This window comes from Promicromonospora sukumoe 327MFSha3.1, assembly GCF_000385135.1.
In the GTDB taxonomy this organism is placed as follows: Bacteria; Actinomycetota; Actinomycetes; order Actinomycetales; family Cellulomonadaceae; genus Promicromonospora; species Promicromonospora sukumoe_B.
Window position 1 is genome coordinate 1,075,413 of the sequence record NZ_ARQM01000011.1, and the last position, 14,667, is coordinate 1,090,079.

Consider the following 14,667-nt stretch of genomic DNA (forward strand, 5'->3'; position numbering starts at 1 on the left):
GCGGGGATACCTGCACAGGGGCCTTCTCGGGTGGTGCGCCTGAAGGGATTCGAACCCCCGACCTTCTGCTCCGGAGGCAGACGCTCTATCCACTGAGCTACAGGCGCGAGGCCGCTGGCTGGGATGTGTTGCTCCCGTAACGGCGGAAGTGAGACTACCAGGTAAGCGGCCCCGCGCGTGCATCCGAGCCTGTGACCCGCACCTTCGCGCCGCGTGACACCGTGCGTCGGGGAAAGCCGGCGCGATCGGTGCCCCGCGCTTGGCAACCTTCTGCCGTCCGAACGCGTCTGTGTGCCGTGACTCTGCGAAGAGCTCGACCTCAGGGGCGCACGGACGGGTGCGCAGTTGACGACCAAGGTGGTGGACATGGTGAGTGATGACGCGGCTGTCCTCGACGACGCCCGTGCCCGGGTGGTGACCACGGGTACGGCTGTCGAGCGGTTCACGGCGTTCGCCAGGGACCGCTCGCCCGAGCTGTCCCGCATCGCGTACCTCTTGTGCGGCGACACGCACCGGGCGGCCGACCTCGTGCAGCTCGCCCTGGAACGGACCTACCGGGCGTGGGGCAGGGTGGGCGACGGCGACCCGTTCGCCTACGCCCGCAAGATCATCGCCACGGCCAGGATCGACAGCTGGCGACGCACCCGGAAGGACGTCCTGGTCTCCCCGACGGACCTGCGGCCGGGGGCGACGTCGGACGGCACGCAGCACGTCGTCGACCGCGACGAGCTGGTGCGGGCGCTGCGACAGCTTCCCGCGGCACAGCGCCGCGTCGTCGTCCTGCGCTACCTGCTGGACCGGACCGAGAAGCAGACGGCCGAGGACCTGGGGATCTCCGTGGGGGCCGTGAAGTCGGGCGCATCGCGCGGGCTGGACCGGCTCCGGGACGTCCTGGGAGCAGAGATCGGCACACCCAGCACCTCGCGGAAGGAGGCGCAGTGATGAAGGAGCAGAACGACACTCTGGTGAGCCTGATCCACGACGCCGCGGGCCAGGTCGGGCCCGTGGCCGGGATCGACGGCGAGACGATGGCGCGGCGGGCTATCCGCCACGAGCGCACCCGGCGCGGGGTGATCGGCGGCGTCGTGACGCTCGCGGTCGCGGCGCTCGTGACCGTGGGTGGCCTGGTCGCCACCGGCAAGCAGGCGCTGCCGGCCGGCTGGCCCTTCGGTGACGGCTGGAAGGAGGTCTCCGGGGGCGGGCTGATCCTGTCGGTGCCGCCCGACTACGAGCCCTACGACCAGGGCGAGGGCTACCCGTCCTGGGGTACGGACGACGAGGACGGGACCTCCGCGGTGACGGTCATGCCGCTGGGCGAGGGCGACTCGGTGTCCGAGTCCGACGGCGACATGGTCGAGATCGACGTGCCGGGCGCGGCGTCGGCGCGGTACCTGCTGGTGGAGGAGGGCTGGGCCGCAGGCCCGGAGGGAGTGCTGGAGGTCGAGCTGGAGTCCGGGCGAGTCGTCCAGGTCATCGCGGTCCTGCCCGAGGCGCAGGACTCGGCGGAGATGCTCGAACGGCTCTTCGAGAGTGTCCGGGCGGATCCCGACGCGACCGAGGAGGACCTCGAGGCGGACATTCCCACGCTCGACGTCATCGAGGAGCACCCCGCGGACTGGGCGGTCCAGGAGCACCAGGGCCTGAGCTTCGCGGTCCCGGGAGACTGGGTGGAGGACGACCTGTCCGCCTCCAGGGAGGACAACTGGCCGACCGTGTCGATGGACGACGCCGACGGTGAGCTCCGCCTGCAGGTGACCACGTCGGGGGTGACGCGGGACGACTCCGGCCACATGTACGACGTGGCCCTGCCTCCGGGCGCCGACCGCGCGGGTGCCGAGCTGGACCCGCAGGACGGCACGCTGCACGCCTCCGTCGAGGTCCGCCGGGCGCAGGGGCGCACGTACACGATCGACGTGTACGTCCGGGAGGGGGCGGACGGCGACCGGGTCGTGAGCACGATCGCCGGCAGCCTGGAGTTCACGGCGGAGGCGGAAGACCTGCCCTCCTACGAGGACCTGCCGGACGGCCGGGTACTCGTGGACGCCGCGCCGGCGGTCCCGGAGGACTGGGTCGTCGTCTCCGACCTGCCGGAGCTGCGGCTTCGGGTGCCCGCGGACTGGGCCGGCGTGGGCGAGGACGGCGAACTCGTCCGCGAGGCACCGGGCGCCGAGCAGGAGAGCGTGGGCGCCTCGGTCGAGGAGGCCGGCATCCTCGGCAACGGCGACATCCCCGTCGGCGGGTACCGGCTCGACGTGCCCGGGGCGGAGCAGGCGACCGTGCGGATGACCGACTACACCGCCTACGGCGAGGAGGAGGCCGCGGCGTTCAACGCCCACGTCGAGGTGGAGCTCCCTGACGGACGGTTCGTGCAGCTGGGCTACGACGGTCCACCGGGATCCGACGACCGGTTCTGGCAGATGATCGGCACGCTCGAGGTGGTCACGGACTGACGGTCCGGCCGGACGGCGGTGGCGGGCCCTGACGTGGGGGTGCGCCACCGCCGTCCGGTGCCTGTGGACAACGGGACGGGGGAGGGGGACCGGCCGATAGAATCGATCCGTGACCCCCACGGAGCTCTCAGAAGCACTCAGCGCTGCCCTCGCAGCGGCCGTCGCCGACGGCACGCTCGCCCTGCCGACCGACGCCGTTCCGGCGTCGGTCCACGTGGAGCGACCGAGGCAGCGAGAGCACGGGGACTGGGCCACCAACGTGGCCCTTCAGCTCGCGAAGAAGGCGGGCACGACGCCGCGGGCGCTCGCGGAGGACCTGGCGGCCCGCCTCGGCGCGACGCCGGGCATCAAGTCGGTCGGCGTCGCCGGCCCGGGCTTCCTGAACATCACGCTCGACGCCGCCGCCGCGGGCGAGCTCGCGCGCACCATCGTCGAGGCCGGCGCGGCGTACGGCCGGGGCGAGGCTCTGACCGGCCAGGTGATCAACCTGGAGTACATCAGCGCGAACCCGACCGGCCCGCTGCACATCGGGCACACCCGGTGGGCCGCCCTGGGCGACTCGCTGGGCCGCATCCTGCGCGCGGCGGGCGCCGACGTGACCGCCGAGTACTACATCAACGACGCGGGCGCCCAGATGGACCGCTTCGGCGAGTCCGTGCTGGCGCGCGCCACCGACGGTGAGGTGCCCGAGGGCGGCTACCGCGGCGAGTACGTCAAGGAGCTCGCGGCCAAGGTGCTCGCGGACCGCCCCGACCTGCCGGAGCTGCCGCACGACGAGGCCGTCGCCGTGGCCCGCGAGTCGGGCTACGCGCACCAGCTCGCCGAGATCCGCGAGGTGCTGGAGAGCTTCGGCGTGCACTTCGACGTCTGGTTCTCCGAGCGTGACCTGCACAGCTCGGGCGCGGTCGAGAAGGCGGTGGCCCGGCTGCGCGAGCAGGGGCACGTGTTCGACCAGGAGGGCGCGGTCTGGCTGCGCACCACGGACTTCACCGACGACAAGGACCGCGTGATGGTCCGGGCGAACGGCGAGCCCACCTACTTCGCGTCGGACGCCGCGTACTACCTGTCCAAGAAGGACCGCGGGTTCCCGGGCAAGATCTACCTGCTCGGCGCCGACCACCACGGCTACGTCAACCGCCTCAAGGCCATCGCGGCCTGCGCCGGGGACGACCCGGAGGCGAACATCGAGGTGCTGATCGGCCAGCTCGTCAACGTCGGCGGCGCCAAGCTGTCCAAGCGTGCCGGCAACATCATCGAGCTGCGCGACCTCGTCGACTGGATCGGCAAGGACGCCGTGCGCTACTCGCTCGCGCGCTATCCCGCGGACACGCCGCTGGAGCTGCAGGGCGAGGACATGCTCAAGCAGACCAACGACAACCCGGTCTTCTACGTCCAGTACGCGCACAGCCGCACGGTCAGTAACGGCCGGACGGCGGCAGAGCGGGGCGTGCGTCGCGAGGACGGGTTCGATCCAGCCCTGCTCGACCATCAGTCTGAGTCCGCGCTGATCGGGCGCCTCACCGAGTACCCGCGGATCGTCGCCCAGGCGGCGGAGCTGCGGGAGCCGCACCGGGTCGCGCGCTACCTGGAGGCGCTCGCCGGCGACTACCACTCCTGGTACAACCAGGGCCTGCGGGTGTCGCCCTACCCGGACGAGGAGGTCACCGACGCGAACCGCGCCCGCCTGTGGCTGAACGACGCCGTCCGCACGGTCCTGGCCAACGGCCTCGACCTGCTGGGCGTGAGCGCTCCGGAGCGGATGTGACCGGCGCACCCTGGTCCACCGGTGTCGGCCGGCTGCCCGACGGCGCGCTGGCCGTCGCGGGCGTCGACGTCCGCGACCTCGTGGCGGAGCACGGCACCCCGGCCTACGTGCTGGACGAGGCCGACTTCCGGATGCGCGCCCACGCCTACCGCACGGCTTTCGAGGCCGCCTTCGGCGCCGTCGGCGCGGGGGTGGACGTGTACTACGCCGGGAAGGCGCTGCTCACCGTGGCCGTCGCGCGCTGGGCGCGCGAGGAGGGGCTGCGCGTGGACACGGCCTCGAGCGGCGAGCTCGCCGTCGCGCTGCGGGCCGAGGTTCCGGGCGCCGAGATCGGCCTGCACGGCAACAACAAGTCCGACGCCGAGATCCTGCGCGCCCTGGACGCCGGGGTCGGCCGCATCATCGTGGACTCGCTGGTCGAGATCGAGCGGGTCGCGCGCCTCGCGGGGGAGCGCGGCGTCGTCGCGCCGGTGATGGTCCGCGTGACCACGGGCGTGCACGCCGGCGGGCACGAGTACATCGCCACGGCCCACGAGGACCAGAAGTTCGGGCTGTCGGTCAACGCGGCCGACGGGGCGGAGAGCCCCGCGATGGCCGCGCTGCTGGAGGTGCTCAAGCACCCCGAGCTCAGGCTGCTCGGCATCCACTCGCACATCGGCTCGCAGATCCTCGACCCGGACGGGTTCGAGGCCGCCGCGCGCGTGGTGCTGCGCCTGCGGGCCGACCTGTCCGAGCGGTCGGGCGTGCTCGTCGACGAGGTCGACCTCGGCGGCGGATACGGCATCGCCTACCTGCCCGGCGACGTCGCGCTCGACCCCGAGCGCGTGGCCAAGGACATCGCGCAGTCGGTGTCCGGGGTGTGCCAGGAGCTCGGCACGAGCCTGCCGCGGTTCTCGATCGAGCCCGGCCGGGCGATCGTCGGGCCCGCGGGCCTCACGCTGTACACGGTCGGCACGGTCAAGCCCGTCACCGTCTCGGCGGACGACGGCGCCGACTTCACGCGCACCTACGTGTCCGTCGACGGAGGCATGAGCGACAACATCCGCCCCGCCCTGTACGGCGCGGCGTACCACGCCGAGATCGTGGGCCGCTCGTCCGCGGCCGAGACGGTGCTGGCGCGCGTGGTGGGCAAGCACTGCGAGTCGGGCGACATCGTGGTGCACGAGGTGCAGCTCCCGGCCGACGTGCGCGCGGGCGACCTGCTCGCCGTCGCCGCGACCGGCGCCTACGGGCGCTCGATGGCGTCGAACTACAACATGCTGCCCCGCCCGCCGGTGCTCGCGGTGTCCGACGGCGCCTCGCGGGTGCTCGTCCGCCGCGAGACCGAGGACGACCTGCTCGGCCTCGACCAGGGCTGACGCGCCATAGGACGGCGGGCGGGTGACCGAGGTCGCCCGCCCGCCGTCGTGCTGTGCTGGTCGCTGCGCCGGTCAGACGTCCTGGGCGGCGTCGACGTGGCAGCCGGCCGAGGTGTCCTCGTAGTCGTCGATGTGCCCCTCGATCTGCTCGCTCAGGTCGTCGAGCTGCGCGCCCAGGGCGTCGATCTCGGCGCCGATGGTCTCCGCCGTCGACATGTTGCCCGCGGCGACCGCGGCCATGAAGTCGTTCAGCCCCTCCAGGTAGACGACCGTCTTGTCGTCCATCTTGGCCGAGACCTCCAGCATCGCGTCCGCGTCGTTGATCGCGCCGACGCACGCCGTCGCGGTGGTCTCGGCGCGCTCCTTGGCGATCTCCAGGTCGTCGATCGTCGCGTGGGCCTCGGCGATGGTCTGCCTCGCGCTCGTGAGGTCGGACGCGAAACCCGCGGCGCGCGCCTTCCAGTCGTTGGTCGAGACGACGCCGAGCGCGCCCCACACCACGGCGGCGATCAGCAGCACGACCAGCACCAGGGTGACGGCGTGCTCCTTGAGGAACGCCACGAGGGCCGGAGGGACCTGCGGGGCCGCGCCGGCGGGCCTGGCCGGTCCTGCGACGGCCGGCGCCGCGCCCGGGCCGGTCGCGGCCGGGTCGGCCTGCGGCGCGTCCTCGTCGCGCGATGCCGGTCCGGCCACCGTCGCGCCGTCGCTCGCGCCCTCGCGCCCGTTGTCACCCGCGGCGTCGGCGACCGCGCCGTTCGGTGCGACCAGAGCCGGGACTGGCTCAGGGGTCGGATTCGGTTCTGGAGCGCGGCGGGCGCCCTCGTCGTCGGACATGCGGGCACCGTATCCGGCTAAAAGCACCCAAAACCGCCACGACGGAACTGCGACGAAAAGTTCACCCGGTCGGGTTCTCGGTACCACCCGTGCTGGTGCCACCGAGCAAGCCGCCGACAACCCCGCCGACCACACCGTCGACGGTGTCGCCCACCAGGTCGAGCGTGCCGCCCACGACGCCCTCGACCAGACCGGTCTCGGCCGGGGCCTCCGGTTCCGCCTCCACGGGCGGTTCCGAGGTTTCGGCCGGCGTCGGCTTCTCGGGGGCGGCCGGCGTCTTGCCGCCGGAGCCCGCCGACGAGCCACCACCGGAGCCGGACCCCGCGTCGGCCCCACTGCCTGTGCCGGAGCCACCCGTGCCGGATCCGCTCGCGCCGGCGCCCGACCCGCCGTCGGACGAGGACCCCTTTCGGCCACCCGAGTCCCCGTCGGACCGGAGCCCCGGGTTCGCGGGGTCGGTGCTCGCCACCGTCGCCCACGAGCCGACGTCGGACGGGTCGATGGCCCGGTTGGGGATGGAGCCCGCCGCGAAGAACTCGAAGTGCCACGGCTCGGGCTTGGCGCCGCCGAGCTGCGCCCAGGACGGGTTGTCCCAGCCGTAGTCGGGCGCGTGCAGCCGGAGCCAGACGTACTCGTCGGAGGCGCCGCCGGCGATCGGGTTGCCCAGGTCGACCGCGAGGCCCCAGCCGTGGTTGGACGTGCCGGGGATCGCCGCCAGGTGCGGCTTGGTGCCCCGGACCGTCACCTGCATCTCGAAGGATCGGTACGAGTCCGTGATCGGGATCGGGTGGCCGAACTCCTTCTCGAACCGGGCGCTCAGCGCCGCCAGGCGCTCGGCGGCGTCGCACCGCAGCAGGTGCCCCGGCGCGAAGGGCAGCGCGCAGAGCACGTCGGCGGGGATACGGCCGTTGGCGTACCCGGCGGTGGAGTCGCCGTAGGCCGCGACGGTGTCGAGCAGGTTCCGGCGCAGGGACGTCCCGGCGTCCGGCAGCGTCTCGATGAGCGCGGTGGGGGAGGACGGGTCAAGCATGTTCGCCAGCCGCATCGCCGCGACGGCCACCTCGTCGAAGGTGACGTACTCGCCGGCATCCTCGGGTACGACCTCGGCGGCCGGGAGGTCCCCCGGCGTGCCCCAGTCCGGGGCGGGGCTCCCGTGGGTGCCACCGGTGACGGTCCGGGAGACCTGCGTGGCGTGGATCGGCTCGTCGGACAGGGCTGGTGTGCGCGGCTCGCCCGCCGTCGGGGCCGACTCGACCCGCAGTGGCCGGTCGGCCTCCGTCAGTGCGAGCTGCTGCGCCTGGTACGTCGTGTAGAGCATGCCGAGCTCGGCGGCGGCCTGCGCGACGGCGGGGCTGGGCTCGGAGCTCTGCCTGAGCATCGACTCGGCGCGGTCCAGGACGGCGAGGACCTGGCTCACGGTGACGCCGTCCGGTGCGGTGGCCTCGGGTCCCGTCGCGGGGCGCTGCGACGCCGCGCCGACCTCGACGGTGCGCGCCGCGGCCGGCTGCGCGGCGGAGGCGGGGGCGCCGTCCGCCAGGGGGTGCGACGCCGGCACGCTCGCCGACGCGCTGACGAGCACCCCGCCGGTCATCGCCAGCGCGACGGCGCCGGTCCAGGCATTGCGCGCCCGGCGACTCGTCAGGGCGCGGCGCGCGGCCCGGCCGCGATCGCGGAAGAAGGCGGCGCCTGTCCCGGTTGGTCCACCACTCACCGGGCCGCGAGCGTTGGTCTCGCGCGCCCCCGCACCGTTCGGCTCGTCCGTCACTGGTCAACGCCCCCTTGCGTCTGACATCGGCTGTCGCGGACCGCGTCCGCCCGCCGACCGGTCTGGGCATCGGCGCTGATGAGACCCCGGTGCCGTCCGTCCAAGAACGCCCAGGGTAGCGCTACTGACGGCGCATGCAACAACCGGAATGTCGCACTTGCCACCCCGCACGCGTGCTCGTGCCCGCGCACACGAGCCCGACGCCGCGCCGGTCACACCCCAGGGGTGGTGGGGCGCCGAGAGAGCGGCGACCGGGCGCGGCGTCGGGCGGTGGAAGGGACGCCCCGACAGCGGGGCGTCCCAGCCTGATGGCCGGTGGGTAGTGATCGAGGCCTTACGGCCGGTCGACCGCCGAGCCCACCAGGTACCCCTGGTACGCGGGGTTCGTGAGGAACGCCGGGAAGTCGTCCTCGAGGGCGACGGCGCGGAAGATCTCGGCAGCGTCGTCGATCCGGTTGCCGTGGCCGTGGGGCAGCGACGCCACGACGTCGAGCAGGATCGCCTCGACGCGCTCGCGGGTCACCGGCTGCTGGTCGTCGTCGGTCACGGTGCCCGACGCGATCCACTGCCACACCTGCGACCGCGAGATCTCCGCGGTGGCGGCGTCCTCCATGAGGCTGTCCAGCGCGGCGGCCCCGGTACCGCGGAGCCACGCGTCGAGGTAGCGCACGGCCACCGAGACGTTCGACCGGAGGCCGGCCGAGGTCACGGTCGCCCCGGAGCGGCGCGCCGAGGCGACGTCGAGCAGGTCGTGCTGCCCCACCACGACGTCGTCCCGCAGGCGGGAGACCTGGTTCGGCGCGTCGCCGAGCACGGCGTCGAACTCGGCCCGGGCCACCGGGATGAGGTCGGGGTGTGCCACCCAGGTGCCGTCGAAGCCGTCGCCGGCCTCGCGCCGCTTGTCCGCGCTGACCTTGGCGAACGCGGTCTCGGTGACCTCCGGGTCGCGGCGGTCCGGGATGAACGCGCTCATGCCGCCGATGGCGTGCGCCCCGCGCTTGTGGCAGGTCGCCACGAGCAGCTCGGTGTACGCCCGCATGAACGGCGCCGTCATGGTCACCTGGGCGCGGTCCGGCAGCACGTACGACTCCCCGCGGGTGCGGAAGCACTTGATCACCGAGAACAGGTAGTCCCAGCGGCCGGCGTTCAACCCGGCGCAGTGGTCGCGCAGCTCGTAGAGGATCTCCTCCATCTCGAACGCCGCGGGCAGCGTCTCGACGAGCACCGTGGCGCGCACGGTCCCGCGCGGGATGCCGAGGGCGTCCTGCGCCACCTCGAACACCTCGTTCCACAGCCGCGCCTCCCGGTAGCCCTCCAGCTTGGGCAGGTAGAAGTAGGGGCCGCGGCCGCGCGCGATGAGCTCGGCGGCGTTGTGGAAGAAGTAGAGGCCGAAGTCGACCAGGCTGCCGAGCGCGCCCGACGTGATGCCGTTCGCGTCCGTGTAGCGCAGGTGCGCCTCGTCGAGGTGCCAGCCGCGCGGCCGGAACACGATGGTCGGCAGGTCAGCGATGTCCGGCGAGCGCAGCGTGTACTCCTTGCCCGCCTCGTTGGTGAAGGCGAGCGTGCCGCGGATCGCGTCGTGCAGCGCGAGCTGGCCCTCGATCACGTTGGGCCACGTGGGGCTGGACGCGTCCTCGGCGTCGGCCAGCCAGCATTTTGCCCCGGAGTTGAGCGCGTTGATCGTCATCTTCGGGTCGGTGGGACCCGTGATCTCGACGCGCCGGTCCTCCAGGCCGGGCGCGTTGCGCGACCCGGCGACCCGCCAGTGCGGGTCGTCCCGCACCGGCCGGGTGGAGGCCCGGAAGTCGGGGTCGGCGCCGTCGGCGATGTCCTGCCGGCGCAGCTGGCGCTGCGCGATCAGCTCGTCGCGGCGGGCGTCGAACCGGTCGTGCAGCAGGGCGAGGAACGTCAGGGCCTCCGGCGTCAGGATCTCGCCGTAGCGCGGCCCGACGGCGGCGGTCACGGTGATCACGCCCCGGCGGGTGCCGGTCCCCGAGGCGCCCACGCCGCCGTTCGGCAGCGTGCTGGGGGACGCGCTCCGGGGAGCGGGCGCCGGAGCGGGAGCCGACGGCGGCGTGGTCGCGTGGGCGGACATCGTCCGGGCGGACGCCGGCGGGGTGCCGATCCCGGCCAGGCCGGCGTCGGCGTCGTAGGGGCTGGTGCCGTGGGCGCGGGTGTCGATGGTCGCGGTCATCAGAACTGCGCCGCCTCGGTCGAGCCGGCCAGCGCGGTGGTCGCGGAGTCCGGGTTGAGCGCGGTGGCCACGCGGTCGAAGTAACCGGTGCCGACCTCGCGCTGGTGCCGCGTGGCGGTGTAGCCGCGCTCCTCGGCGGCGAACTCCAGCTCCTGCAGCTTCACGTAGGCCGACATCTGCTCGCGGGCGTAGCCGTGGGCCAGGTCGAACATCGAGTAGTTCAGGGCGTGGAAGCCGGCGAGGGTGATGAACTGGAACTTGAAGCCCATGGCGCCCAGCTCGCGCTGGAACTTGGCGATCGTGTCGTCGTCGAGGTGCTTCTTCCAGTTGAACGACGGCGAGCAGTTGTAGCTCAGCATCTGGTCGGGGAAGTCGGCCTTGACGGCCTCGGCGAACTTGCGGGCCAGCTCCAGGTCCGGCGTGCCGGTCTCCATCCAGATCAGGTCGGAGTAGGGCGCGTACGCCTTGGCGCGGGCGATGCACGGCTCGATGCCGTTGGTCACCTTGTAGAAGCCCTCGTTGGTGCGCTCGCCGGTGATGAACGGGCGGTCGCGCTCGTCGACGTCCGAGGTGATCAGGGTCGCCGCCTCGGCGTCGGTCCGGGCGATCACGATCGAGGGGACGTCGGCGACGTCGGCCGCGAGCCGCGCCGCGTTCAGCGTGCGCACGTGCTGCTGGGTCGGGATGAGCACCTTGCCGCCGAGGTGGCCGCACTTCTTCTCCGAGGCGAGCTGGTCCTCCCAGTGCACGCCCGCGGCGCCCGACTGGATCATCGACTTCATCAGCTCGTACGCGTTGAGCGGGCCGCCGAAGCCGGCCTCGGCGTCGGCCACGATCGGGGCGAGCCAGTCGCGGGTGGGGGTGCCGTTCTCCGACACGTCGATCTGGTCGGCGCGCAGCAGGGCGTTGTTGATGCGGCGGACCACGGCCGGCACGGAGTTGGCCGGGTAGAGCGACTGGTCCGGGTAGGTCTGCCCCGAGAGGTTCGCGTCGCCGGCGACCTGCCAGCCGGAGAGGTAGATGGCCTGCAGGCCCGCCTTGACCTGCTGCACGGCCTGGTTGCCGGTCAGCGCGCCGAGGGCGTTGATGTAGTCCTCCTCGTGCAGCTGGCGCCACAGGCGCTCGGCGCCGCGGCGGGCCAGCGTGCTCTCCTCGCCGACCGAGCCGCGCAGGGCGACGACGTCCTCCGCCGTGAAGGTGCGCTCGATGCCGGCCCAGCGGGGGTCGGACGCCCAGGCCTGGCGCAGCTCCTCGGCGGTCTGGACCTGGTCCCCGGCGCGCACGGAGGCCTGCGCCGGCACCGCGGTCGTCGCGGACGTGGTCGCCTCGGACGTGGGGTCGATCGTGGGTGCGCTCATGGCGGGTCTCCTTCTCGGGACGGAACGTTGCCACCGCGTCTGCCGGTGACGTGTTACGACCATCTGCCCTCCGCAACCCCCTCCTCAAGCAGATCCGAGCAGAAGATTTCCAGTTCTTCTGTTGAACGAAAGCCTTTGCCTATGTCACCCTCGGGCATGGTAGGTAGCCCTCAAAATCGCAGAACCGCGCGAAACGCGACTTCCTCGCGTTCTACCCAGAGCGGTCAAAACGCTTCGACGACGACGTCGGACGCCGAGCCGGACGCCCTCACGATCGGCCGCCGCATCCGCTACCTGCGGACCAGCAAGGGCATGACGCTCGAGGACCTCGCCGCCGCCATCGACCGGGCCCCGTCGCAGATCAGCACGCTGGAGAACGGCAAGCGGGAGCCCAAGTTCTCGCAGCTGCAGGCCATCGCCCGGGCGCTCGACGCAGGTGTGGACGACCTCCTGTCTGCGGAGCCGCCGTCGGAGCGGGACGCGCTGGAGATCGAGCTGGAGCGGGTGCAGCGCGGCCCGCTGTTCGCCTCGCTCGGGATCGACGGCGTGCGGATCGGCAAGTCGCTGCCCACCGACGCGCTCGGCACCATCCTGGCGCTGCACCGGGAGCTGGAGCGCCTGCACACCGAGCGCGCGGCCACTCCCGAGGAGGCGCGCCGGGCCAACGGCGAGCTCCGCGACGAGATGCGCGCCAAGGACAACTACCTGCCCGAGCTGGAGCAGGTCGCCAAGGGCCTGCTCGCCGACGTCGGGCACACCACCGGGCCGCTGCCGCAGCGCATGGCGGCCGAGATCGCCGCGCACCTGGGGTTCACGCTGCACTACGTGGGCGACCTGCCGCACTCGACGCGGTCCGTCATCGACACCCGCAACCGGCGCCTGTACCTGCCGTCCAAGGGGTTCCGCGGGCGGTCGAACACCCGGTCCGCGCTGCTGCAGGCGCTTGCCTCGCACGTGCTGGACCACACCGAGCCGGGGCACTACGGCGAGTTCCTGCGCCAGCGCGTCGAGGCCAACTACCTGGCGGCCGCCCTGATGGTGCCGGAGAAGCCGGGCGTGAAGTTCCTGCGCGACGCCAAGGACGAGCGGGCGATCGCGATCGAGGACCTGCGCGACGCGTTCGGGGTGTCCTTCGAGACCGCCGCGCACCGGTTCACCAACCTCGCCACGCGGCACCTCGGCATCCCGGTGCACTTCATGAAGGTGCACGAGTCGGGGATCCTGCACAAGGCGTACGAGAACGACGGCGTGCGGTTCCCGTCCGACGCCCTGGGCGCCGTCGAGGGCCAGCACGTGTGCAAGCAGTGGACGGCGCGCCGGGTGTTCGACGTCGAGGACCGGTTCAACCCGTACGCGCAGTACACGGACACGCCGTCCGGCACGTACTGGTGCACCTCGCGCGTGGAGAACACGTCGGACGGCGCGTTCTCCGTGTCGGTCGGCGTGCCGTTCGCGGACGTCAAGTGGTTCTCCGGGCGCGAGACCACGGTCCGGTCGGCGTCGCGATGCCCGGACGAGTCGTGCTGCCGGCGCCCGCCCGAGGACCTCTCGGCGAAGTGGGGCGACTTCGCCTGGCCCTCGGCGCGGCCGCACGCGTCGATGCTCGCCGCGATGCCCTCGGGCGCGTACCCGGGTGTGGAGACCACGGAGGTCTACCGGTTCCTGGAACGGCACACGCCCGAGGACATCGACGACATCAGCAGCCCGTGACCAGGTCGAACACCCCCTCCGACGTCTCCCGCAGCGTGGTCACCGTGGCGTTGCCCTGGCCCAGGTAGTCCATGGTCCCGACGGCGTAGAACGGGTTGTACGGGTCGATGCCGTACGACGTCGCCCGGCCCGCCGCCTGGTGCTGCGCGTTGGTGGCCGCGCCGCAGAACAGGCCCGGCTCGGTGGGCGGGTCCGTCGGCGGGTCGGTGGGCGGGTTCGTGGGCCCGCCGGTCCGGTCCACGCGCCGGTTGTTGTCGAAGAAGAAGTCCGTCACGTAGGCCGGGTAGTTCACCGAGCTCGTCGAGATGTACGAGCCGCCCGGCCCGCCGCCGGCCGGCCACGCGTGGCTCACGTTCGAGTTGGCGATCAGGGAGACGCGCGGACCCGCGGCGTCGGACCAGAGGGTGCCGGTGCCGGCGGTGTTGCTGCCGGGCAGGCCCGCCAGGGAGAACGACGACTGGGTCGACGCCCCGTAGATACCGGCCATGACCTGCGCGTTCAGGGTGTTGTAACCGGTCGCCACGGTGGTGTCCGACGAGCCGTAGACCACCGACGTCACCTGCGTGCCGAAGCCGGGGGAGCCGGTCGAGGCGAAGTTGCGGCAGGTGGAGGTCGCCTGCGCCTGAGTGGTCGCGACGTACCCGATCTGGCCGGACGTCGTGCCGACCGTCGGGCCCGCGTTGATGCCGATCCCGGCGAAGACGTCGGGTGCCAGGCAGCCCATCACCATGGTCTCGCCGCCGCCGGAGGAGAGCCCGGAGAGGTAGACCTGGTTGGGGTCGATGCCGAGGGACGCGTCCCCGAGCAGGTCGTCGACGAGCTGGAGCAGGTTGTCGTCGTGCCGCGCCGGGTTGGCCCGCGAGTGGGACGTGTCGTAGTAGTCCCAGCAGCCGAGCAGCACGCCGCCGTTCGGCGCGGCGGGCACGGCCACGACCATGCCGCGCTCGTCGGCGGTCGCGGCCCAGTTGCCGCCGTTGCGTAGGTCGGTCGCGGTCTGCACGCACCCGTGCAGGTTGATCATCAGCGCCCGCCCGGCCGCCAGCTCGGGGGCCGACGTCGGCACGTAGAGCTGCGTGGTCATGCCGCCCGCCGTGCGTGACGACCAGGCACCGGCCGTCGGTTGCGCGACGGCGGCCACGGCCGCCACCGCGGGCGGGGTCAGTGCGATCGCGACGACGGCCGCGAGCAGCGCGAACAGGCGGCGACGAGGCCGCGGGGATGGGTGTGTCATTC

At 72.8% G+C, this 14,667-nt stretch carries 10 protein-coding genes and 1 tRNA gene; 5 read left to right on the top strand and 6 right to left on the bottom strand.

Annotation, left to right across the window (positions count from 1 at the left end):
• Positions 1 to 31: 31 nt before the first annotated feature.
• Positions 32 to 107 (bottom strand) — tRNA-Arg (locus H291_RS0118575).
• Between the two features lie 259 nt (positions 108 to 366).
• On the opposite strand from H291_RS0118575, the gene H291_RS0118580 reads away from it, so the two are divergent.
• The 4 genes from H291_RS0118580 to lysA all read left to right on the top strand — a co-directional run bounded on the left by H291_RS0118580 (position 367) and on the right by lysA (position 5,573).
• Positions 367 to 942 carry a SigE family RNA polymerase sigma factor gene (locus tag H291_RS0118580; RefSeq protein ID WP_033327344.1) on the top strand — a complete coding sequence of 192 codons (576 nt, stop codon included), beginning with the start codon at positions 367 to 369 and terminating at the stop codon, positions 940 to 942.
• Positions 942 to 2,450, top strand: coding sequence for a hypothetical protein (locus H291_RS0118585; protein WP_020016519.1), 1,509 nt, complete (start codon positions 942 to 944; stop codon positions 2,448 to 2,450). Before H291_RS0118580 ends, H291_RS0118585 begins: the two co-directional genes overlap by 1 nt.
• Positions 2,451 to 2,559: 109 nt before the next feature.
• On the top strand, positions 2,560 to 4,215 hold the full coding sequence (gene argS, locus H291_RS0118590) for an arginine--tRNA ligase (protein WP_020016520.1): 1,656 nt from the start codon (positions 2,560 to 2,562) through the stop codon (positions 4,213 to 4,215).
• Positions 4,212 to 5,573, top strand: coding sequence for a diaminopimelate decarboxylase (lysA, locus tag H291_RS0118595; RefSeq protein ID WP_020016521.1), 1,362 nt, complete (start codon positions 4,212 to 4,214; stop codon positions 5,571 to 5,573). The genes argS and lysA overlap by 4 nt, the downstream gene beginning before the upstream one ends.
• 72 nt (positions 5,574 to 5,645) lie before the next feature.
• Here lysA and H291_RS0118600 read toward each other — a convergent pair whose 3' ends face one another.
• The 4 genes from H291_RS0118600 to aceA form a co-directional block, all read right to left on the bottom strand.
• A complete protein-coding gene (locus H291_RS0118600; RefSeq protein ID WP_026365898.1) occupies positions 5,646 to 6,407 on the bottom strand; it encodes a hypothetical protein in 762 nt (253 codons plus the stop codon).
• A 61-nt stretch (positions 6,408 to 6,468) separates the two neighbouring features.
• Positions 6,469 to 8,118, bottom strand: a complete 1,650-nt coding sequence (locus tag H291_RS34625) for a M15 family metallopeptidase (RefSeq protein WP_157237142.1) — start codon at positions 8,116 to 8,118, stop codon at positions 6,469 to 6,471.
• Positions 8,119 to 8,506: 388 nt separating this feature from the next.
• Positions 8,507 to 10,366, bottom strand: a complete 1,860-nt coding sequence (gene aceB, locus H291_RS0118610; protein WP_020016523.1) for a malate synthase A — start codon at positions 10,364 to 10,366, stop codon at positions 8,507 to 8,509.
• Positions 10,366 to 11,724, bottom strand: coding sequence for an isocitrate lyase (gene aceA, locus H291_RS0118615; protein ID WP_020016524.1), 1,359 nt, complete (start codon positions 11,722 to 11,724; stop codon positions 10,366 to 10,368). Before aceA ends, aceB begins: the two co-directional genes overlap by 1 nt.
• A 156-nt stretch (positions 11,725 to 11,880) precedes the next feature.
• Between aceA and H291_RS30760 the strand changes: the two genes are divergently transcribed.
• On the top strand, positions 11,881 to 13,434 hold the full coding sequence (locus H291_RS30760) for a helix-turn-helix domain-containing protein (protein WP_084468212.1): 1,554 nt from the start codon (positions 11,881 to 11,883) through the stop codon (positions 13,432 to 13,434).
• On the opposite strand, the gene H291_RS0118625 is transcribed toward H291_RS30760, so the two are convergent.
• The gene (locus H291_RS0118625; RefSeq protein ID WP_020016526.1) at positions 13,421 to 14,665 is read right to left on the bottom strand and encodes an extracellular catalytic domain type 1 short-chain-length polyhydroxyalkanoate depolymerase; all 1,245 of its coding nucleotides are present in this window, start codon (positions 14,663 to 14,665) and stop codon (positions 13,421 to 13,423) included. The genes H291_RS30760 and H291_RS0118625 overlap by 14 nt on opposite strands.
• Positions 14,666 to 14,667 lie beyond the last annotated feature (2 nt).